The following is a 22,265-nucleotide window of genomic DNA, read 5'->3' as shown; positions in this document are numbered from 1 at the left end:
TGCCACGAACAGGTATTGGCCGACGAGCCCGGCCCGCGCGACGGTTGATCGGCTCCACCAGATCCTCCACCCGCGAAAGGTTCGATGAACGATGCTCGATGGAAAACGTGTCCTGGTCGTCGGCGGCACGTCCGGGCTCGGCCTACGGGTCGCCCAGGCGGTGGCCGAGGCAGGCGCGACCCCGATCGTCGCCTCCCGCAACAAAGAAAACATCGACCGCGCCCTGGGTACGCTGCCCGATCGCGCCACGGGCGCCCCGGTCGACCTCACGGACCCCGAATCGGTCGCCCGACTCATCACGTTCGCCGGGCCGATCGACCATCTCGTCTACACCGCGGGCGAACCGTTGCGCCTCACGATGTTGGCGGAGCTGACGCCGGAGGTCGCCCGAAGCTTCTGGGAGACGCGCTACTTCGGCGCGCTGAGCGTGGTGCGCGCGGCGATCGGCGCCGGCGCCATCCGCGACGGTGGTTCCGTCGTGCTCACCGGCGGCAACGCGGGCCAGCGCCCCGCGCCGGGTTGGGCCCTCGGCGCGAGCATCTGCGGTGCGCTCGACGCCCTGACCAGGCAACTAGCTCTTGAGCTCGCGCCGGTCCGGGTCAACCTGGTCGCACCCGGCGTCACCCGCAGCCCGCTCTGGGCGGCCATGGCGCCGAGCGACGAGCGGGCAATGTATGACGGCCTCGCCGCCAAACTGCCGGTCGGCCGGGTGGGTGAGACCTCCGACGTCGCCCGCGCCTACGTGTATGCGATGGAGCAGTCGATGGCGACCGGCACCTCGATCCTCGTCGACGGCGGAGCGGTGCTCGTCTGAGACGCCTAGCCGGGGAGGCCCAGCAGCTGCCGGGCGTTGCCCGCGTAGACCTGGCTCAGCACGTCTGGTGGCAGGCCGATCGCCGAGATGTCCCAGCGCCCCTGGGGTGGCACCCGCGCCCCCGGGGCGTACGGGAAGCATTCGTCCTCGGTTTCCAGGAAGCGCCAATAGACCTCGTAGGCCTCCCGGCTCGGTGGGAACGCGTCCGAGCCGAACAGCAAGCGGTCGGGGTGGGTGACGATCAGCCGGCGGGTGGCGCGGGGCTGGCGGCCGAGTTCGGCCAGCCGGCCGCCCAGGTCGACGTGGAAGTTGGGGTAGCGGGTCAGCATGCCGTCGACCCAGGCCAGGTCTTCGGCCGCGCACCCGACGTGTGCGCCGATGAACGTGGTGCCCGGTGCGCCCGCCACCACCGTTTCCAGCGCCGCCATCAGCCGATCGAACGTCGGATAGCCGGGGGCGCCGAACCACCACGACGGGTTCTCGGACAGTTCCTCGAACCGCTCGTTGGAAGCGTCCAGCGGCCCGAAGAACGCGATCGGGTCGGCGGTGTGGATGAGCACCGGCAGGCCCAACTCGCCCGCCGCGGCGAAGACCTCCGCCAGCCGTGGGTCGTCGGGCAGGACGACGTTGCCGGCCGCATCGGTCACGGTCAGGCCGAGGTCTTTCCAGACCTTCACGCCGCGGGCGCCGGCGTCCCGGGCCCGGTGCAGGCTCGCGATCAACGCGCTGGTCGGGTCGGGGTGGTGCAGGAGCGACCAGTCAAGATGGCAGAAGGTCACGAAGCGGTCGGGAAACGCGCGGTCGAGACGGGCGATGTTGGCGTCCAACTCCGCGTCCCAGCGGCCGTCGAGGTTGACGATCGTGCGCACGTTGACCTCGTCCATCAGGTCGATGAGCGCGGGGAGTTCGGCGACGAGCCAGTCGCCGTCGCCGAGCCAACGGCCCAGGTGGTTGTGCACGTCGACGGCCGGCACCGACGCTCGCGGCACGTGGGTCAGCGGCCGGCGGATGGCGGGGACCGGTGTGTAGTCCGCAAGTTCCATCAGCGCAACCCTGCCGGCAGCAGCTCGCGGGTGAACACGACGCTGCCCGCGCCGAGGAAAACGATGGTTGTCACGAAGAACTCCTTGAAAAGACGCGGGCAGCGTCGTGCGGTTACTGGAAGGAGATGTGGTCGATGGTGATGGTGGAGTTGCCGCCATACCAGAAGCCCATGGCGAGCTGTGACGGCGAGTTGCGGTTGATCCCGTTGGCGGTCATCGGGATGCGGATGTCCTGATAGCTCGTGGTGATGACCGGATGGGCACCGCCATCCAATGTGTAGTCTCCGAACACCTTGGTGCTGCCGCCGAGGCCCAGGTTGAAGTGGCTCTGCTCGCCACCGGCCAGACCCTTCACCCGCACGACCAGATAGGTGTACGCGGACAGGTCGACGCCGACGTCGGAGCCGAACCACCCACAGTTGTTGTAGCGCAGGCTCAACGCCCCGCCGGTGACAACACCTGAGCCGCCGCCGTCGAGGAAGCAGTTGGCCCCGGTCCACTTACCCAGATCATTCTGCGACGACGACGGGTATGCCGGTGTCCCGTCGAAGTTGTCGAGCACAAGTCCCGTCGGAGGTGGTGGAGTCGCGTCGGTGGTGACCGTGACGGTGTTGCTGGCCGCCGACCGGTTCCCGGCCGCGTCCCGCGCCTTGACGGTGTAGCTGTAGGCCGTCGACGCGGTCCGACCGCTGTCGGTGAACGAGGTGCCCGAAGGCGAACCAACCAACGCCCCGCCCCGGAAGACCTCGTAGCCGGTCACGCCGACATTGTCCGTGGATCCGGTCCAGGACAAGGAAACGGTGGTGTCGGTCTTGCCCGGCGACGACAACGTCGGGGCACTGGGCGCGGTGCAGTCACCCGAACACCCACTCGTCGTGCCGGAAACGGCCGAAGACGGCCCCGACACGTTCCCCGCGGCATCCCGCGCCCGCACCGTGTATTGATAGGTCTGCCCCGGCGACCGACCGGTGTCGGTGAACGATGTCGTCGTGGGCGAACCGACCAGCACGCCGTCGCGGAACACCTGGTAGCCCGTCACGCCGACATTGTCGCTGGCGGCCGACCACGACAACAACACGCTCGTGTTGGTCACCCCCGACACCGTCAGACCGGACGGCGCCGACGGCGCCACGCAGTCACCCGTGCAGGTGCCGACGCTGACCGACGTGGACAGCACGTTGTAACCCTTGGCCGCGTCCCAGGTGCCGGTGTTGGCCAGCCGCACCGAGTATTCGGGCCGAGCTTGGAGCCCGGAGCTCGGATCGGGCAACCACAGTGCCAGTTTGTAGGTCCCGGCGGCAGCCCCGCCCGGCACCGTCACGCTCGAGGTGAGCGTGCTGGCGCCGGCCAGCCAGTTGCGCGGGTCGACCCCGGAGAGCGGCAGGTTGTAGCGGTTGGTGCCGTTGTCGAGCACCAGGTAGACGGGCCGCGTCTTGATCAGACCAGACCAGCCGTCGTTGGTGAGGTGCGCGGTCAGTGCGAGGCTGCCGCCGGGCGCGACGGTGGTGGGGAACGTCGCGTCCAGCAATCTCAGCCGATATCCGAGCTTGCGCTTGATGCGGGTGAAACAGGTCTCCGCGGGATCGTTACCGCTGGCCGCCAGGTTGGCCGCCCGCCACTTGTCGGTGTTGACCGCCGCGTAGTCCTCGTTGATCTCGGTGAAGTTGAGCTTCTGCATCTCGGTCTGCGCGTTCACGCACGCCGCGTCGTTGTAGCCGTCGGACCCGCAGGTCTCACCGCCGACCATCTTGTTCTGCCCGGTCGAGGTGGCCAGGTCGTACATCCATTGCTTCTTCTGCTCGATGTAGTACCAGCCCATCCAGGACGGGTTGTCGTAGGTGCCCTGGTCGTTGAAGTCGGCCAGGAAACAGTCGTTGTGGAAGCCGATCCGGTCCTCCTGCGCCTGGGTCAGGTTGCACCCGCCGGGCACGACGCACGAGGTGGGGTCGGTGACCTCCTTGATGTAGATCGGGTAGCGCATCGCCAGCGGGATGGTCGCCGGCGTGGTGTCGAGGATCTTCTTGACGATCCGGTAACGCGCGGGCGCCTCCTCGACCGACGACGGGTTGGTCAGGCCGCCGGTGTGCCACTCGCCCCAGGCACCGAGATATCCGGTCTCCAGGTGCAGCACCACGTCGGCATTCGCCGTGATGACGGCGTTGAGCTGCCCGATGTGCGCGAGGATCTGCGCCTCGTCGACCGTGACATAGCCATCCCAGGTGTACGCCGGCCGCAGCACGATCTTCATGCCGGCGGCCCGAACGGCGGCCAGCCCCGAGGCCAGGTTGTCGAGCAGCGCCTGGGGCAACGCCTGGGTCCTGTACTTGTCGAGATGGACGTAGCTGTGGATGAGCGTGTTGCCGTTGGCCTTGGCCCGGGCGAAGGTCCGGTCGAGCAGGTCCGGGTTGAAGCCGGGAATGGTGGCGGCGTTGACGTAGTCGTTGACCGCCGGGTCGTTGATGATCTCGTAGCGGTTGTGGAAGCCGCGCTCCGGGTTGGCGAACGCGGTGCCGAGATCGGCGCTGTAGGTGACGGTTGCGGCCTGGGCCGGTGCGGCGACCGCCACCGCGCCGACGCCGGCGAGCAGCGTCGTCACGGTGAGCAGCCGCAGGGTGCGAGCACGCATGAATGCCTTCCCCTACTGGAAGGAGATGTTGTCGATGCTGATGGTGGAGTTGCCGCCATACCAGAAGCCCATGGCGAGCTGCGACGGCGAGTTGCGGTTGATCCCGTTGGCCGCCATCGGAATGCGGATGTCCTGATAGGCGGTCGTGATGACGGGATGCCCGCCACCGTCCAAGGTGAAGTCGCCGAACACCTTAGTGCTGCCGCCGAACCCGAGGTTGAAGTGGCTCTGCTCGCCACCTGCCAAGCCTTTGACCCGAACCACCAGATAGGTGTACGCGGACAGGTCGACACCGACGTCGGAGCCGAACCAGCCACAGTTGTTGTAACGCAGGCTCAACGCCCCACCCGTGACCACGCCCGAGCCGCCGCCGTCGAGGAAGCAGTTGGCGCCCGTCCACTTGTTGAGGTCGTTCAATGCGGCGGACGGATACGCCGGTGTCCCGTCGAAGTTGTCGAGCACCAGCCCGGTCGGCGGTGGTGTCCCCGCGTTCGTGGTCACCGCGACCGCGTTGCTGGCGGCAGACCTGTTCCCGGCGGCGTCCCGTGCCTTGACCGTGTAGCTGTAGGCGGTCGAGGCGGTCAGCCCGGTGTCGGTGAACGTCGTCCCGGTGGGCGAACCGACCAGTGTCCCGCCGCGGAACACCTCGTAGCCGGTCACGCCGACGTTGTCCGTGGATCCGGTCCACGACAGCGACACCGTGGTGTCGGTCTTGCCCGTCGACGACAGCGTCGGAGCGCTGGGCGCGGTGCAGTCACCCGCACACCCGCTCGTGGTCCCGGAAACCGTGGCCGACGGCCCCGACACGTTGCCCGCGGCGTCGCGCGCCCGCACGGTGTATTGGTAGGTCTGCCCCGGCGACCGGCCGGTGTCGGTGTAGGACGTTGTGGTCGGCGAACCGACCAACAGGCCGTCGCGGAACACCTGGTAGCCGGTCACGCCGACGTTGTCGGTCGACGCCGTCCAGGACAACGACACACTCGTGTTCGTCACCCCGGACACCGCCAGGCCAGACGGAGCCGACGGCGCCGTGCAGTCACCCGTACACGATCCGGTGCTCAGGTTTCCGAGGTTGACCCAGCCATCGGTGCCCTGGTTGGCGTTGGCGAACGACAGCGGAAGAGCCGGCCGCCACTGATCGATGATCCAGTCGGTCAACCGGCTGGCGGCGGGCCGGGCCCGCAAGACGGCCGGGGTGACCGTCTCCAGCGGGTTGCGCACCTTCAGGACGAGGCTGTAGGAGCCCGCCGGAACGCCCGCGGTGCTGAGGTTGGCCGAGAAGTTGACCGGGCGGCCGAAGTCGAGGTAGGTCGGGTTGGCTCCGACATTCCAGTCGGGGAACGCCCGGACCTTCAGCGGCTGCACCTGGCGCAGATCCCAGGAGGTGTCCCAGGTCTTGACGATCGCGCCGGACGCGTCGCGCAGCCCGATCACCGTTGTCCACGGGTAGTAGAAGGGCGCGACACCGTCGTTCTGCATGGTGACGCCGACCTTGAACGTACCCGAGGCGGTGCTGTTGAAGTTGGCCTGCGGGATGTGCAGGTTGTAGCCCATCTTCCGGACGCCGGCCGAGACCTTCGGGTCAGTCGCGCTGTAGCCGCCGGCGCCGGTCTGGTTGATCATCCAGGAGATGTGGGTGAGCTCGGTCGCGGCGAGCACGTCGTCGACCTGCCCGGAACCGCCCGGCCAGTTGGCGTAGAGGCTGCCCTGGATCTCGGGCCGCGCCTCGCCGCCGATCGAGTTCGTGATCCACCGGTTCTCGGTGCCGGTGTTGAGCTGGAGTTGCAGGAACGCGTCGTCCCAGCCGCCCATCGAGACCGGCAGTGTCATGCCCTTGAGCGCGTTGCCACGCCACTCCTTGTAGGGCCAGGAGTCGTCGTGGAACCCGATGTTGGCGTTCTCGGTGCCGGCCAGCGGGTAGCGCGTCTCGATCTGGATGTTGCTGAACGCGCTGTCGAACGCGCCCATGATGGTGCGGATCGTGGTGTCGGTCGGCATCAGGTTGGGGTAGCCGTCGGCCAGGTCGCGGTCGTAGGGCCAGGTGTGCCACTCACCCCACAGGCCGACCAGGCCCATCGTCATGAAGCCGATCCGCGGGTCGGCGGTGCCGCCGGGGCCGGCGTGGTCGTAGCGCGCGGCGAACGCGTTGATGAAGCTGACCAGCGCGGCGACGACGTCGGGGTCGTCGTAGTCGGGGCTGACCGTGCCCCAGAATCCGTTGGTACGCAACGCCATCTTGCCGTTGAGGCAGGGCGGGATGCCGTTGCCGGGGTGGGTGCCGCTGCCGCCGGGATATTCGACGTAGAACCGGAAGGCGACCTGGCGGCCCCAGACGGCGGCCTCGTCGAGCGCCTTCTCGAAGACACTCCAGTCGAAGACCGAGCAACTGCTGGGGTCTTTCATCACCTCGTTGAGCGCGAAGTAGCTCCAGGTGAGCCCGCCGGGGTATTTCGTGGACAGGTTGTCGCCGGGGAAGTAGTAGGGCGCGAAGCCCTTGAGTGGCTGGCCGACCGGTGCGTCGGCGTAGGCGTAGGTGTGGGTGGCCAGGCTGGTGTCCGGGCCGGGACCGGCCGGCGGGCGGGACGGTGGGCCCGCCGGCGCGGCGACCGCGGAGCTCGACACCAGCACGAGGCTCAATGCCGCGGCGGTGGTTGCGAGCAGTGTGCGGATGGATGGCATGAACCGTGTTCCCTTCGGGACGGGGGCAGGAACAGGTGCGGGGGGTGCCGTCAGCGGATGGTGACGGCGCCGAGGTGCAGCCAGCCGGAGTGGTTGTCCTGACTGGTGTTGGCGAACCGCAACGGGATGCCGTTGGGCAGCGGGTTGGCCACGCGCATGACGATGTCGTAGCTGCCGGCGCGCAGGCCGTGGGTGTCGATCTTGGTTGACAGCGTCGCCGGGTCCTGGCCGGGCTGGATCCCGGTCATCGTCCAGGGGGTCTTCCACCGCTTGACGATCCGGCCCTTGCTGTCGACGGCCGCGAGTTCGGCCCGCCAGTCGTAGTAGAACGGCGCGGCGCCGCGGTTGGCCACCCGCACCGACACCCGGTCGCCGGACAGCGCCGCCTCGGTGACGGTCAGCTCGTAGCCGAGCGACTTCGACGCGGCCAGGGCCCGGAAGTAGTTGTCACCGGTGTAGCCCGCGCCGGCGAACGCGGCGTGGTTGATCAGCCAGGAGGCGTGCGTCTGCGCGACCGACTCGGCGAAGTCCTGGTATTGGCCGCAGCTGACCGGCTGGTCCCACAGGCAGGTCTGGATCTCGGGACGCAGTTCGCCGCCGATGGGTTCCTGCCGCCACTTCTCCGTCGTACCCTCGTCGATCATCCGCTGCACGAAGTGCCAGGACTGACCCGGCAGGGTCTCGAAGGCGAACGAGTCGTCGTGGTAACCGATGTTGAGGTTCTTGTTGTCCTGGCTGGGATAGCGGGCCAGCAACCGGGTCTTGTCGAACGCGCGCTCGTAGCTGCCCAGCACCCGGACGAGCACGTCGTTGCCCGGCATCCAGTTCTCCGGCTGGGTGTAGCCGTCGTAGGGCCAGGTGTGCCACTCGCCCCAGAACCCGATCAGGCCCAGCGTGATGAACCCGATCCGCGGGTCGCCGTCGTAGCGCCGGCCGAAGGCGGTGATGAAGGTGTCGAGGGCGGAGACCAGGCGCGGGTCGCTGTAGTCGGGGGAGACGCTGACGCCGTTGTTGCCGTTGTCGTTGTAGGCGTGCGTGACCAGGCCCTGGTCGAGCAGATACTGCGGAACGCCGCTCGGCTTGCCCGGATAGTCCAGATAGAAGCGGAAAACCGCCTGGTGACCGCGGGCCGCGATGTCGTTGAGCTGGCGCTCCAGCGCGTCCCAGCGGAACTGCCGCGGACCGGTCATCACGTCACTGAGGGGCAAATAGAACCATTCCATGCTGTACGGGAAGGTCTGGTAGCTACCGGCGTACGGCATGAAGCCCTTGAGGGGGTTGTCGGCGGGCGCCGAAGCGTAGGTCAGCGGCGTCCACTGCGGACCCGTCGGGGGATGGGCGGCGGCGGGTGTCCCCGCGGCCAACGCGACGGTCGCCAGCAGGGCGATGCTGGCGCGCAGCGCTCTCTTCAAGATCATGGGTGGTCGCTCCCTCGGCATTAACGACGTAATACGAAGAGGTGTTGACAAAATTTCGAAGGTCTACATCATTATTCGGGAACGGGTCGGCTGGCAAGAGCCGAGCCGGACAAAGATCAGAGGCGATCGATGAGTGTGACGAAACGGCGCGACGACCGTCGTGCGGCCTGGGTGTTCCTGGCGCCGGTGCTGGTGGGCTTCGTCGTGTTCTACGGCTACCCGGCGGTGCGCGGCGTCTGGTACTCGGTTACCGACTACACGATGCTCAACACGCCCTCCTTTGTGGGCGCGGACAACTACACCGAGCTGGTCAAGGACGGCGAGTTCTGGCACTCGCTGCTGGTCACCGTCTGGTATGTGGTGCTCAACATCGGCTCGCAGACCATCCTCGCGCTGGGTGTCGCGGCGCTGATGCACCGGTTGACCCGGTCGACGGTGTTGCGGGCCACGATGCTGTTGCCCTGGCTGGTGCCCAACGTGACCGTCGGTCTGTTGTGGACCTGGCTGCTCGACACGAACCTCGGGTTCGTCAACCACCTGCTCACGTCGCTCGACATCGGCCCGATCGGGTTCCTCACCGACGACACCTGGGCGATGCCGTCGATCGCGGCGATCAACACCTGGGCCTACACGGGCTACACGGCGCTGCTGCTCTACGCCGGGATGCTCCAGGTGCCGCAATACCTCTACGAGAGCGCGGCGATCGACGGCGCCAACGAGTGGCGGATGTTCCGCCGGATCACCCTGCCGCTGTTGCGGCCGGTCCTGGCGCTGGTGCTGGTGGTCTCGCTGATCGGGTCGTTCCAGATCTTCGACACCATCGCGGTCACCACGTTCGGCGGGCCGGTCAACGCGACGCGGGTCATCTACTACTTCATCTACGAGCAGGCGTTCCGGTATTTCCACATGGGGTACGCCGCGGCCGCGGCCATCTTCCTCGCGCTGATCCTCGGCGTGCTCACCGCGATCCAGATGCGCCTGCTGCGCGCGTCCCGCTCGGACCTGGCGTAGGGGGCCTGACGCATGCGTATCAAGAACTTCAGTGCCAGCCGTACCTTCGCCTGGGTGGTGATGGTCCTGTTCGTCGTGGTCACGGTCTTCCCGTTCTGGTGGATGATCCGCACCGCGCTGACCCCGGCCGCCGACCTCTACACCGACAACGCCTCGCTGCTGCCGCACGACCCGACGTTCATCAACTTCACCCGGGTGCTCGGCCTGACCACCGAGGCCGAGGCCCGCGCCGCCGGCGGCTCCGGCGCGCACATCAACTTCGCCCGCTACCTGCTCAACTCGGTCATCTACTGTGGACTGATCGCCGGGTTCCAGACGCTGTTCTGCGCGATGGCCGGCTATGCCTTCGCGCGGCTGCGCTTCCCGGGCCGCGACACGGTGTTCGCGATCCTGATCGCCGCGCTGATGGTGCCGCCGATCTTCACGCTGCTGCCCAACTTCATCCTGGTCAAGGACCTGGGCCTGATCAACACGATGGGCGGCATGGTCGCGCCGACGATCCTGATGACGCCGTTCGCGGTGTTCTTCCTGCGCCAGTTCTTCCTGTCGCTGCCGCGCGACGTGGAGGAGGCGGCCATCCTCGACGGCAACGGCCCGTGGGGCATCTTCTGGCGCATCGCGCTGCCGATGAGCCGCGGCCCGCTGATCACCATCGGGCTCACCACGATCGTGTGGGCCTGGAAGGACTTCCTGTGGCCGCTGCTGGTCGGCCGCGGCGAGGAGAACCGCCTCGTGACCGTCGCGCTGGGCGTGTTCCGGCAGCAGTCACCCAACACCGCACCTGACTGGACGGGGCTGATGGCCGCTTCGACGCTGTCGGTCCTGCCCGTTCTGATCCTGCTCGTCTTCATGGGCAAGCGGCTGGTCCAGTCGCTGAACTTCACCGGAAGCAAGTGACCCACCCGCAGAGAAAGAGGATGAAATGATCCGGAGATCACGAGCCGGCGCCATGTTCCTGTCCCTGGTCGTCGTCGCCGGGCTCGCCGCCGCCTGCTCCAAGTCGTCGTCGGGCGACGAGGCCAGCGGTGAGGCCGTCACGCTGAACTACTGGCTCTGGGACGACAACCAGAAGGCGTCCTACCAGGCCTGCGCCGACGCGTTCCACGCCGACAACCCCAACATCACCGTCAAGATCACCCAGTCGGCCTGGGACCAGTACTGGCAGAACCTGACCACCCAGGTCGCCGCCGGCGAGGCGCCCGACGTGTGGACCAACCAGGGCTCCTACTACCCGCAGTTCGTCACCTCGGGCCAGATCCTCGACCTGCAGCCCTTCGTCGACGCCGACAAGGTCGACCTGTCGCAATACCAGGCGGGCCTGGCCGACCTGTTCACCAAGGACGGCAAGCGCTACGGGCTGCCGAAGGACTGGGACACGATGGCGGTGGTCTACAACACCGACTACCTCAAGGCGCAGGGCATCGACGCCGCCAGCCTCAAGGACCTGACCTGGAACCCCACCGACGGCGGCACCTTCCAGCAGGTCATCGCCAAGGCCACCGTCGACACCGCCGGCCACAACGGACTCGACCCGGCGTTCGACAAGACCAAGGTGAAGACCTTCGGCTTCCTGCCGGAGTTCAAGGACGGTTCGCAGGGCCAGAACGGCTGGGGCAACTTCGCCGCCATGCTCGGCTTCACCTACCTCGACAAGAACCCGTGGGGCACGCAATACAAGTACGACGACCCCAAGCTGGCGCAGGTCATCGACTGGTACAAGCAGCTCATCGACAAGGGCTTCAGCCCGCGGCTGGACAAGGCCTCGACGCTCGCCAACGACGCGCTGCTCAACGCCGGCAAGGGCGCCATGACCATCACCGGCTCCTGGATGATCAATAGCTACCTCGGCGACAGCGCGAAGGTGAAGTTCGCGTTCGCACCGCTGCCGGCCGGGCCGCAGGGCCGCAAGTCGGCGATCAACGGCCTGTCCGACGCGATCTGGGCCGGCACCGAGCACAAGAACGAAGCCTGGAAGTGGGTCAAGTTCCTCGCCTCCGCCGACTGCCAGGACATCGTAGGCGGCAACGCGGTGGTCTTCCCGGCCATCAAGACGGCCAGCGACAAGGCCCTCGCCGCGCACGAGGCCAAGGGTCGTGACGTGCAGCCGTTCATCGACGAGGCGACCGCGCCCGGCGGCACGTTCTTCCTTCCCATCACCGACCACGGCAGCGAGGTCAGCCAGATCGTGCAGGACGCGATCCAGTCGTCGGTGCTCGGCCAGACCGACTCGGCCACGGCGCTGAAGAAGGCCAACGAACAGGTCAACGCGCTGTTCAAGTAACCCGCGACCGTCCCGAACCGGGTGCGGCGGGCCGCCTCTGACCCGCCGCACCCCCCTGCACCCGCACCTCACCCGCCAAGGAGAAACATGGCACTGCTCATCGAGCTGGCCGGCCGCACCTTCGCCCTCGAACACGACGGCCCCGGCAGCCCGCAAGCAGCCGACGGCGGCCTGATCCTGCCGCCAGGACGCGTCGCGCTGCTGCACGGACTGGGCGATGCCCTGTTCTACCGGCACGGGCACAACTCCTGGAGTCCCTGCGGCTGGCGGCGGCTGACCGAGCCGCCGCTGCGCATCGCCAACCCGCAGCGCCGGCTGACCGCCGACGACGACGTCTGGGACGACCCGGCCCGGCACCACTCCTCGGCGCTGGCCGCCCTCGACACCGGCGACGGCAACGTTCTGCTCCTCGGCGCGCTGGGCCTCGGCAGCCCGCGACTGTCGGCCGATGTCGACACGATCGCCGGCTGGTATGAACACGGCGCACACCCGTGGTTCGTCGCGTACGGGCCGGAGGACGAGGTGTTCGCCGCCTACACCCGGCACCTGGCCGCCCGGTTGGGCAGCCGCGACCGGCGGGCGGGCAACGTCTGGTGTTCCTGGTACGCCTACTACGAGGGGATCACCGAACAGCAGCTCTACGCCGACATCGACGACCTGCGCGGCCTGCCGTTCGACGTCGTCCAGGTCGACGACGGCTGGGAGCAGCTGGTCGGCGACTGGCAGCCCAACCAGAAGTTCCCGTCGGGGATGAAGGCACTGGCCGACCGCATCGTCGACGCCGGCATGGTTCCCGGGCTGTGGCTGGCGCCGTTCATCGCGCTGCCCGGCTCGCAGGTCGCGCAGCAGCGCCCGTCGTTGTTGCTCCGGGACGGCCGCGGGGAGCCGGTGATCGCGGGTCACAACTGGGGGAGCGGGTATCACGCCCTCGACCTGTCCCGGCCGGCGGCGCTCGACTATCTCGGCGAGTTGACCCAGCGGGTCGTCCACGAGTGGGGTTTCAAATATCTCAAGCTCGACTTCATCAACGCCGGAGTGGCACTCGGCGCGCGGGCCGACGGCGCCGAGCGGGAAGAGACCTACCGTGCTGCTCTGTCGCTGATCCGCGAGGTCGCGGGTGACGACGTCTACCTGCTCGGCAGCGGTGCGATGCTGTTGCCGTCGCTGGGGATCCTCGACGGCCTGCGCAGCGGTCCCGACGTCGCGCCGATGTGGCAGAACTACGCCAGCGACGACCCGTCCGACGCGATGGCCCGCAACGCGGTGGTCAACGCCGTGCACCGGTTGTGGCACCAGCCGCTGGCCGAGGTCGACCCCGACGTCATCTACTTCCGCAGCCGGCTCAACCTGCTCACCGAGCAGCAGCTCGGCTGGCTGCGCGACCTGGCCGACGTCTGCCGCTTCCGGGCCGTGTCCGACCCGCCGAGCTGGCTCACCCCGGCCGAGCTCGCCGACATGCGTTCCTATCTGTCGGCGCAGCCGGAGATCAGGCGGGTGGGCCGCTACGAATACACGATCGACGGCCGCAAGGCCGACTTCACGGCCGCCATCTCGCCCGGGTCGCGGGCGTACCCCATCTCGTGACAGTCTGTGGGCTTGCGGTTACCCACTCATTTTGTAAAGATCAAAGCGTATTAGGCGGGCACCCCCGCGAGGGAACAAGGGACAAGGCGTGACAGAGCTGGCGACAACCGGGGCAGACCTGTCGCGCCTGCGCGAGCTCAACTCGTTGAGCATCGTGCGTGCGCTGCGCGACCACCCGCCGTCCACGGTCACCGAGTTGTCGCAGCGCACCGGCTTGTCCCGCCCGGCCGTCGACGTCATCGCGCAGGGTCTGGTCACCGACGGTTGGGCCCGCGTGCTCGAACCCGGTGCCAGCAGTGCGGTCGGCCGCCCCGCGCGCCGCTACCAGTTCCGCGCCGGCGCCGGCCACGTGCTCGGCATCGACGTGGGCGCGCACAAAATACTGGCCCTGTTGGCCGACCTCGACGGCAACATCGTGCACACGGTCCGCCATTCGGTCGCCCCCGACGCGGGCCCGGAGGCCCGGCTCGCCGAGCTCGACAGCGTCATCGACGCCTGCGTGGCCGAGGCCGGGAAGGCACCGTCCGACATCTGGGCGGTCACGATCGCCGTCACCGGCGCGGTCGACGCGGCCGGCCAGACCAGCTTCTTTACGCCACTGCCGGGTTGGAAGAGCGTCAACTTGGCGTCGCACCTGGGCGTCCGTTTCGCGTGCCCGGTCCTGGTGGAAAACGACTGCAAGCTGGCCGCCCTGGCCGAACGCTGGAAGGGCGCGGCCAGCGACGCCGACGACATCGTCTATCTGCTCGCCGGCATGCGCAACGGCGCGGGCCTGATCATCGACGGCGTGCTGCGCCGCGGCTACGGCGGCGCGGCGGGCGAAATCGGCGCCCTGAAACAGGTCCGCTGGCTCAACGCCCCCGAACACCTGCAAAACTGCCCCGGCGTCCCTTCCTCCGTCGGCCCGGACGACGCGGCGGCGTGGGTCTTCAACGCGGCCCGCGACGGCAACCGCGCGGCCCGCGGCGCGGTCAACCGCTACGTCAAGGACTTGGCGGTCGGCGCGGCCGCGCTGGTGCTAACCCTCGACCCGCAGGTAGTCATCTTCGGCGGCGGCTTCTCCCGCTCGGCAGATCTCGTGCTCGAACCGTTGCGCACCGAACTCGAGCGGTTGTGCCTGCGGATGCCCGAGGTGCGGGCGTCCACGCTGGGGGCGGATTCGGTCGCGCTCGGTGCGCTGAAGCTGTCGCTCAACGAGGTCGACGCCCGCCTGTTCAGCGCCGGCCTCTCCGCACCAGTAGCACCGCGCCGCCAGTAGCGACCGGGTGCGCTGCTCCGGCGTGGTCGATCGTCAGTGGTGCTTGCTGCGCAGCTGCGTGAGCCGAGCCCGGACCGGTGTCTGCGACATGCCCTTGAGGTTGAGTGGTGGGTCGAGCGCTTTGAGTACGGCCTCCTCGAGCCGGCCCAGCGTGTCGGCATCCGCGTAGGGCACGGCGACGACCTTCAGATGGTCACGCATCCACGCGGTGAGCCGCGCTTCGTCGATGCTCTCGCTCTGGGCCGCGTTGGCCAGAGCCGCGCCCAGCGTGCGCCGGAAGGTGGAGAACTCGTGGTTTCCGCCGAGGTGCATGCCCGCGATGCGCGCCCAGAGCGTGTTCGTGGACCGCTTGCCGCTTGGCCACCTGGTGGCGCCGGCGAGGCCGGCGTAGATGAGACCCGCCGAGATCGGCAACCCCAGTCCCCGGGACAGGTCGGCCGCCCCTGCCGCGTCGATCCACCAGCTGTAGAGACCCGCGACGCGTAGACCGACGCCCTGGCGTTGCAGGAACTCGCTCGGTGCTTCCGCGACCTCGTGCGACCGTAACCGCTGCACGAATGGCCCGGCGTCGACATACGAGACGTCGAGCCCGGTCCCGTACCACGCGAGTCGTTGGCCGAGCGTCAGTCCGCGTAGCGGGTCGAGGAGGGTGGCGCCCTTGGCACTCATCGGTTTCGCTATGGCGTCGACGTAGGCCGCCGAGGCGTGCACCTCGACGACGCGTCCGCGCAGTGGGCCGGCCAAGAGTTCGAGGCGCTCCACCACCCAGTTGCCCCACACCGCGCGATAGCTCGCTGGTGTGTCCGGCAGGTAGCGGTCGTAGGGCGCCAACCACTCACCGGGTGCCACCAGCCCATGCTCCGCGGACAGGATGAACCAGGGCAGGCCCTTCCGCTCAGCGAACGCGCGTTCCTTCTTGAAAAGGGCGGAGACATAAAGGTCAGCGGCGGCCGCCGGCACGTTGAGCTTGTCCTTGACGCAGGTGACCAGCAGCAGATCAGCGTCTGAAGGCGGCGGCTGATCTGGTTCGCTGGTCCGGACGAACGTGACCGTTTCGCCCAGGACAAGGTCGGTGACGGTGTAGCCGGCCGCGCGCCACGCCTTGACGTGCGGGCGATCGCCGGACCACCACGCGCGGTGCTTGGCGGCCGAGGGAGGCAGCCGACCGACAATCAGCTCAAGCTCCGACCAGGCCAGCTGGACCGGACTCTCGGCCTTGCCAAGCGCGTCCTGCAGCGGCTTCCACTGTGCCATCGCACCAGTGTTCACCACGGATCCCGCACTCAGCGTATTAGCTGCCCTCGTCGCCCCCTGACACCCACCGATGCACTAGCGTTCCGCCGGTGACCGACGAGATCCATCCTGAGCTTCTGCGCAAGCGACGCCGGCGCCGCATCATGATCGGTTCGGTGGTGACGTCGGTCGTCATCGTCGCGGTCGGCTGTTTCGGTGTGGTCAACCATATCGATCAGAAGAGCCTGCACCGTGACGACTACCGGTTCGCGGCGGACTCGTTGTTCGTGGGTCAGTGCATCAAGGAGATCCCGGACCTCGAGGTGATCACCAAGGTCACCGCCATCGCGTGCGAGAGCCCGCACAACGCCGAGGTTGTCGGCAACGTCCGGCTCGACCGGACGCGGCCCTTCCCGACGCAGAAGGAGTTGCTCGACATTCAGGGCACTCAGTGCGCGGAGGAACTACAGAAATGGGCGCCGGCCTTCGTCGACGACGAAACGGTCAATCTCGGAGTCCTTTATCCCGAGCAGCCCGCCTGGAACTCCGGCGCCCGCACCGTCACCTGCTTCGCCGCGTTCACGGACGGGCCACGGACGGGGACGCTGCACCGTTAGAGCTGGACCCGGCCGACTGGTCAAGCAGATAGCGGATCGCGGTGTTGGCCACGGCCAGGATCGGCACGGCGACCAGGCCGCCGACGACGCCGGCCACCACGATCCCGATGGAGATGGCGAGCAGGATGGCCAGCGGGTGCAGCGACACGGCCCGGCCCATGATCATGGGTTGCAAGACGTTGCCTTCGAGTTGTTGCACTCCGATGACGATGGCCAGCACGATCAAGGCCGCCACCGGGCCGTTGGCCACCAGGGCGACCAGCACCGCGACGACGCCGGAGACGGTGGCGCCGATGACGGGGATGAACGAGCTGAGGAAGACCAGCGCCGTGAGCGGCAGGGCGAGCGGAACCCGCAGGATCAGCAGGCCCGCCCCGATGCCGACCGCGTCGACGAACGCCACGAACACCGTTGCCCGCACGTAGGACACGAGGGTGTGCCAGGCGTAGTGGCCGGCGCGGGCCGTTGGCAGCCGAGCCGCGCGGGGGAGCAGCCGGCAGAGGAACCGCCAGATCCGGGCTCCGTCGCGCAGGAAGAAGAACAGGCTGAAGAGGACCAGGAAGAAGCCGCCGAGCAGCTCACCGGCCGTGGCGGCGGTGCTGAGCGCGCCGGACGCGACCGCGCTCTGGTTGCCGGCGATCTTCCGCTGAAGGTTGTCGGCGGCGGCGCTCAGCTCGACCTGGGAGATCGCCAGCGGCCCGTTCGCCAGCCAGGCCTCGACCGTGCCGACGCCGGCACGGACCTGAGCGGCCAGTTCGTCGAGTTGGGAGACGAAGGTCCAGACGATCAGCCCCAGCCCGCCGAACACGACCACCAGGCCGGTCACGAGCACCAGGGCCGAGGCGAGGGATCGGTTCATGCCCCGCGCGCGTAACCCGGCCGCGGCCGGTTCCAGCAACGCGGCGAGCAGCACGGCCACCGCGATCGGGATCACCACGGCGCTCAGCAGACCGATGACCTTCAACAGGAGGTACGCGGCGACGACGAGCAGGATGCCGCGCCACGCCCACGCCGCGGCGGCGCGCAGGCCCTGCGGAACGTCGTCGTCGACGGATTCCCGCTGCCGGACGACGACGAGCGGGCTCGACACAAACGGTGGCGGCGCGGCGTCACGAGCGGCGGCGGCGCGTCGTTCGGCCACCCAGCGGGCGGCTTGCGTAGCGATGGTCACTGCGGCTCCTCGCGCGCCGGAGTGACGCATCACGGTTGCGGTTACCCCGGGCCCGGGCGGGGCAAACGGTACCTGAACCAGACGGGATCCATGACGAACCGGACAGGAACCTGATGCCAACCACTCGCCAGGATCGGTCGCCGATGTCGGCGGTCGTGTTCAACCCGACGAAGGTCGACGACCTGGACCTGCTCCGGGAGCAGGTGAACGGCGCGTTGGCCACCGCGGGTTGGCCCGCACCGCGATGGCTGGAGACGACTCCCGACGATCCCGGCTACGGCCAGACCCGCACCGCGGTCGAGGCAGGCGCCACGGTCGTGTTCGTCTGCGGCGGTGACGGCACCGTGATGTCGGCACTGGGCGCGCTGGTCGACACCGACGCGGCGATGGCGATCCTGCCGGCCGGCACCGGCAACTTGCTTGCCGCCAACCTGGGCATCTCCACGGACACGGTCACCGGCATCGAGGTCGCGATCGAGGGTGGCCAGCGCAAGATCGACGTTGGGCAGGTCGACGACCAGTATTTCGCCGTGATGGCCGGGATGGGCTTCGACGCCGACATGCTCGAGGCGACCTCGGACACGGCGAAGGCCCGCATCGGCTGGCCGGCCTACGTGTTGGGTGCCATGCGGCACCTCAAGGACCGGCCGATGCGCCTGACGATCCGGGTGGACGACGGCGAGCCGATGCGGCGCCGCGCCCGGTCGGTGCTGATCGCGAACGTCGGCCGCCTCCAGGGTGGGGTGCGGCTGCTGACCGACGCGGCGCCCGACGACGGCCTGCTCGACGTCGCCGTGCTCACCCCGCGCACCCTTCGGCACTGGGCCGCCCTGGGCTGGGCCGTGCTGCGCCGCAGCCCGAGAGTGCCGTCGATGCAGGTGCTGCGCGGCGCGCGGGTCGAGGTCGTCAGCAACCGGCCACAGCCAAGGCAACTCGACGGGGACGTCATCGACCCCGGCAACAAGCTGAGGGCCGAGGTGCGCCCGGAGGCCGTCTGGCTGTGCGTGCCGCAACCCGCCGAACACCCCGACCTCACCGTGGACGCCGACGCGGCGGCAAAGCGCGGAGCCGAGCGAGAAGAGCAGAGCAGCCCCGCCACAACGCTGTGACGGGGCCGCGCCGCGCGAAACAGGCTCAGATCCGGACCTCACCCTGACTTAGCACCCGGGGGAGGTAGTAACACGTCTGGATCTCGGCATTCGTGTTGTTGCCGCGCAACTGCTCAGACCAGATCATGAAGTAGGTCCAGCGGGGCTGGCTGGCCAGCAGGGACGCGGTCGGCACCTTGCCCATCTCGGCGATGGCGATCGGCTTCCCCGCGGCGATCGACTGGATCTGCTGGTAGTCGCCCGTCGACGGGTAGTTCTTGTACCAGGCGTCGAGCGACACCACGTCGACGTAGTTGCTGCCGGGGTAGTAATTGGCCCAGCCGCCGGCCGGGTTGTCCTGGACGTTCCACACCCAGATCAGGTTGTCGAGGCCCTGGCTGTCGAAGTAGTCCCGCATCTGCTGGAAGATCTTCGAGCCGCCGTTGGCGCCGGGGCGGCCGCCCCACCAGTTCCAGCCCTCGTTCATCTCGTGGAACGGCCGCCAGAGCACGGGCACGCCGGCGTCCTTCAGCTGCCGCAGGTAGGGCACCACGGCCGCCATCCGGCTGCGCCAGGTCTGGTTGAGCGCGGTGCCGCCGGTGACGATCTGCTGGAACTGCGCGGCGCTGATCTGCGTCTTCACGCCGCCCTCGAACTCGCAGGTGGCGCCGACCGTCGGCGAGCAGGCGTGCCAGGTCAGGGCGACCAGCGAGCCGTTGCGCCACTCGGTCTTGGCCTGGTCGATGACGCGCTGGCGGTTGGCCTGGTCGACGGAGCGGAACATCAGGTCGCCACCCCACAGGCCCGGCCACTGCCCGGTGATGTCGTGCACCTGCTGGGTGTATTGGCCGGGCAGGGTCGCGGGTTCCTTGTTGTGCTGGCCGGCCACGATGCTGGAGCCGGTGATGGACCGCAGGTAGTTGAGGACGGTGGCCTTCGAGGTGGGCGCGAAAGCCTGTGCGGGTCCGGGCATGGCGGTGCCGATCAGGAGGGCCGCGAAGACGGCGGCGAGGGGACGGGCGACTTTCATGAGGGCTACTCCTCTCGGGGGATGAGGACCGTGGCGAGCTCGGTGAGCACCCACGGGGCTTTGACCAGGCCGGCGTCGAGGGCCGCGGGCGCGCGTACCCGGAAGGTGGTGGACTCGCCCGGCAGCAGGGTCACAAAACCCTGGTCGACAACCGCTTCCGGGTGTACGCGGTCAGGCTGGAGAAGCAGGTCGCGGGCGAGGCCGACGGTGTGCACGTGCACGTCGAGCCCGCCGTCGACCGGCTCCACCTCGTAGCTGAGGCCGGGATCGGCCGGCGGCACGGTTTGGCCGGCGGGGAACCAGAAGGCGCGGGACTCGTCGAGCCGGGCGACGAGGAGCTCCGCGTCGGCGAGCAGCCGCTCCGGCAAAGCGACCAGCGCGACCGACCGCGGCGCCACCTCGACCGGCTCCATGAAGGACGAACGCACCGTCCCGCTGAGGTCCCGCCGATCCACACCGAGAACGCCGGCCCACGGCGCGGGGCTGTCGTTGAGCACCGCCACGGCCAAGCCGTCACCGCGGGGCTGGATGGTGAGGGCGCGCGGCGCGTAGAGCTCCCGCAGCGCGAAGTAGAGCGGCTTGAAGCGACCGGCTCCGTCGATGGCGGCCCAAGAGGTGACCGGCCACAGGTCGTTGAGCTGCCACAGGATCGTGCCGCCGGTGTGCGGCCAGTGCGACCGCCAGTGCTCGATCCCGGTCCGCACCGCCCGCACCTGGTTGAGCTGCGTCAGATAGTGCCAGGCCTCGACACCGCGGTGCGGCGGGAAATGCGGCGCCAGTCCACGGGCGAGCTTGCCGTTGCCGTCGGCCGCCTTCTGGTGGTGCAGCATGCCCGGCGAGTCCGGCAGCAGCGGATCGTCGGAGATCGCGTCGCGCAGCGTGCGCCAGGCGGGTGGCGCCTGCCACCCGAACTCGGCCACGAAACGCGGCGCGGAGTCGCGGTAATGCGCGTAGTCCTCGCGGTTCCACACGTCCCACGAGTGGAACGTCTGGTGGTCGGGGTCGTTCGGCTCGTGCTGCCACGACCCCGACCACGGGCTGCCCGCCTGATAGGGCCGGGACGGGTCGAGCTCGGCGACGATCCACGGCAGCACCCGCAGGTAGTAGTCGTCGCCCCAGCTCCGGTCGCCGCCGGGCTGCGCCTCCCAACCCTCCGCCTTCCGCAGCCAGAGGTTCTCGTTGTTGCCGCACCAGGTGATCAGGCTGGGGTGGGGCGAGAGCCGGGTGACGTTCTCCCGAGCCTCGGCGATCACCTCGGAGCGCAGCGGCTCCTCCTCGGGATAGCAGGCGCAGGCGAAGAGGAAGTCCTGCCACACCATCAGCCCGAGCTCGTCGCACACCTCGTAGAAGTCGCGGCTCTCGTAGATGCCGCCGCCCCAGACCCGGATCAGGTTGACCCCGGCCGCGGCCGCCTCGCGCAACCTCCGCGCGTAGCGTGACCGGGTCATCCGGGCCGGGAAGATGTCGTCGGGGATCCAGTTGACGCCCTTCACCAGAATCGGCGACCCGTTGACGTGGACGACGAACCGGTGCCCGGTCTGGTCAGGAGACCGGTCGATGGTGACACCGCGGAAGCCGACGAGCCGACTCCACTCGTCGAGCACCGCGCCGTCGTGGCGCAGCACCACGGTGAGCTCGTAGCGCGGCTGGTCGCCGTGCCCGCGGGGCCACCAGGGCTCGACCCCGTCGACCGGCAGGCGGATCCGGCCGCCGGCACCCTCCACAACGGCTATCTCGCGGCCGTCGAGCAGGACCTGCGCGGTCACGGCGTGCGGCCCGGTGCGGTCGATGTCGAGCGTCAGGTCGAGGTAGCCCCGACCGTCGGCGTAGGTGGCCAGCGGCCGCACCGCGGCCAGCCGCGCCGTGCTCCATCCCTCGAGCCGCACCGGCCGCCAGATGCCGGCGGTGACCAGCGTGGGACCCCAGTCCCAGCCGAACGAGCAGGCCATCTTGCGGATGAAGTTGAACGGCTCGGGATAGGAGTTGGGGCGTGGCCCGAGCTGGCCGCGTACGCGTTCCGCCTCCGCGTACGCCGAGGTGAAGTGGACCCGCAGGGGGCGCGGCCGGGCGTCGACGAGCCCGGTGACGTCGAACCGGTAGGACCGGTGCATGTTGCGGGTCGACCCGAGCACCGTGCCGTCGAGCTCGACCCGGGCCACCGTGTCGAGGCCCTCGAAAACCAGCTCGACCCGCTCGTGGGCGGGCCCGGTCCAGGCGACGTCGCGCTCGTAGGTCCAGTCGGCGTGCCCGACCCACGCGGCGGCCAGCTCGTTGTCGTCGACGAACGGGTCGGCTAGCGTGCCGGCGTTCATCAGGTCGACGTGCACGCAGCCGGGCACGGTCGCCGGTGTCTCCGCGCCGTCGGCGGCACGCAGCGTCCACGCGCCGCCGAGCTCAACTGCCGCGATCATC

General features: G+C 68.9%; 16 protein-coding genes. 8 read left to right on the top strand and 8 right to left on the bottom strand.

Features of this window, described 5'->3' with window-relative positions; genetic code table 11:
* Positions 1-91: 91 nt before the first annotated feature.
* Entirely contained in the window at positions 92-814 is a 723-nt protein-coding gene (locus tag DFJ67_RS03055) for an SDR family oxidoreductase (protein WP_116066460.1), read from the top strand.
* 5 nt (positions 815-819) lie between these two features.
* On the opposite strand, the gene DFJ67_RS03050 is transcribed toward DFJ67_RS03055, so the two are convergent.
* The 4 genes from DFJ67_RS03050 to DFJ67_RS03035 form a co-directional block, all read right to left on the bottom strand.
* The gene (locus DFJ67_RS03050; protein WP_116066459.1) at positions 820-1,857 is read right to left on the bottom strand and encodes an amidohydrolase family protein; all 1,038 of its coding nucleotides are present in this window, start codon (positions 1,855-1,857) and stop codon (positions 820-822) included.
* Positions 1,858-1,969: 112 nt separating this feature from the next.
* Complete coding sequence (locus DFJ67_RS03045; RefSeq protein ID WP_116066458.1) at positions 1,970-4,483, bottom strand: DUF4832 domain-containing protein; 2,514 nt, start codon at positions 4,481-4,483, stop codon at positions 1,970-1,972.
* A 12-nt stretch (positions 4,484-4,495) separates the two neighbouring features.
* Complete coding sequence (locus tag DFJ67_RS03040; RefSeq protein WP_116066457.1) at positions 4,496-7,162, bottom strand: fibronectin type III domain-containing protein; 2,667 nt, start codon at positions 7,160-7,162, stop codon at positions 4,496-4,498.
* A 50-nt stretch (positions 7,163-7,212) separates the two neighbouring features.
* A complete protein-coding gene (locus DFJ67_RS03035) occupies positions 7,213-8,580 on the bottom strand; it encodes a DUF4832 domain-containing protein (RefSeq protein ID WP_203783041.1) in 1,368 nt (455 codons plus the stop codon).
* A gap of 129 nt (positions 8,581-8,709) precedes the next feature.
* Between DFJ67_RS03035 and DFJ67_RS03030 the strand changes: the two genes are divergently transcribed.
* The 5 genes from DFJ67_RS03030 to DFJ67_RS03010 all read left to right on the top strand — a co-directional run bounded on the left by DFJ67_RS03030 (position 8,710) and on the right by DFJ67_RS03010 (position 14,714).
* Positions 8,710-9,591: a carbohydrate ABC transporter permease gene (locus DFJ67_RS03030; protein ID WP_116066455.1), complete on the top strand. Its 882-nt coding sequence runs from the start codon at positions 8,710-8,712 to the stop codon at positions 9,589-9,591.
* Between the two features lie 12 nt (positions 9,592-9,603).
* On the top strand, positions 9,604-10,488 hold the full coding sequence (locus DFJ67_RS03025) for a carbohydrate ABC transporter permease (protein ID WP_116066454.1): 885 nt from the start codon (positions 9,604-9,606) through the stop codon (positions 10,486-10,488).
* 25 nt (positions 10,489-10,513) lie between these two features.
* Positions 10,514-11,872, top strand: coding sequence for an ABC transporter substrate-binding protein (locus DFJ67_RS03020; protein ID WP_116066453.1), 1,359 nt, complete (start codon positions 10,514-10,516; stop codon positions 11,870-11,872).
* Positions 11,873-11,959: 87 nt separating this feature from the next.
* On the top strand, positions 11,960-13,456 hold the full coding sequence (locus DFJ67_RS03015; protein WP_116066452.1) for a glycoside hydrolase family 36 protein: 1,497 nt from the start codon (positions 11,960-11,962) through the stop codon (positions 13,454-13,456).
* Positions 13,457-13,544: 88 nt separating this feature from the next.
* Positions 13,545-14,714, top strand: a complete 1,170-nt coding sequence (locus tag DFJ67_RS03010; RefSeq protein WP_203783043.1) for an ROK family transcriptional regulator — start codon at positions 13,545-13,547, stop codon at positions 14,712-14,714.
* A 33-nt stretch (positions 14,715-14,747) separates the two neighbouring features.
* On the opposite strand, the gene DFJ67_RS03005 is transcribed toward DFJ67_RS03010, so the two are convergent.
* Positions 14,748-15,968, bottom strand: coding sequence for a DUF6884 domain-containing protein (locus DFJ67_RS03005; RefSeq protein WP_116066451.1), 1,221 nt, complete (start codon positions 15,966-15,968; stop codon positions 14,748-14,750).
* 89 nt (positions 15,969-16,057) lie between these two features.
* On the opposite strand from DFJ67_RS03005, the gene DFJ67_RS03000 reads away from it, so the two are divergent.
* Entirely contained in the window at positions 16,058-16,564 is a 507-nt protein-coding gene (locus DFJ67_RS03000; RefSeq protein WP_116066450.1) for a septum formation family protein, read from the top strand.
* On the opposite strand, the gene DFJ67_RS02995 is transcribed toward DFJ67_RS03000, so the two are convergent.
* Positions 16,527-17,735 carry an AI-2E family transporter gene (locus DFJ67_RS02995; protein WP_239096952.1) on the bottom strand — a complete coding sequence of 403 codons (1,209 nt, stop codon included), beginning with the start codon at positions 17,733-17,735 and terminating at the stop codon, positions 16,527-16,529. The genes DFJ67_RS03000 and DFJ67_RS02995 overlap by 38 nt on opposite strands.
* A gap of 143 nt (positions 17,736-17,878) precedes the next feature.
* Between DFJ67_RS02995 and DFJ67_RS02990 the strand changes: the two genes are divergently transcribed.
* Complete coding sequence (locus DFJ67_RS02990) at positions 17,879-18,844, top strand: diacylglycerol/lipid kinase family protein (RefSeq protein WP_239096953.1); 966 nt, start codon at positions 17,879-17,881, stop codon at positions 18,842-18,844.
* A gap of 25 nt (positions 18,845-18,869) precedes the next feature.
* Here DFJ67_RS02990 and DFJ67_RS02985 read toward each other — a convergent pair whose 3' ends face one another.
* Positions 18,870-19,853, bottom strand: coding sequence for a glycoside hydrolase family 26 protein (locus tag DFJ67_RS02985; RefSeq protein ID WP_116066448.1), 984 nt, complete (start codon positions 19,851-19,853; stop codon positions 18,870-18,872).
* Between the two features lie 5 nt (positions 19,854-19,858).
* The gene (locus DFJ67_RS02980; protein WP_116075552.1) at positions 19,859-22,264 is read right to left on the bottom strand and encodes a glycoside hydrolase family 2 protein; all 2,406 of its coding nucleotides are present in this window, start codon (positions 22,262-22,264) and stop codon (positions 19,859-19,861) included.
* Between the last annotated feature and the right edge of the window lies 1 nt (position 22,265).

This window comes from Asanoa ferruginea (assembly GCF_003387075.1).
GTDB lineage: Bacteria > Actinomycetota > Actinomycetes > Mycobacteriales > Micromonosporaceae > Asanoa > Asanoa ferruginea.
The sequence above is the reverse complement of the archived record's forward strand: the minus strand, read 5'-3'. Positions and strand labels throughout refer to the sequence as shown.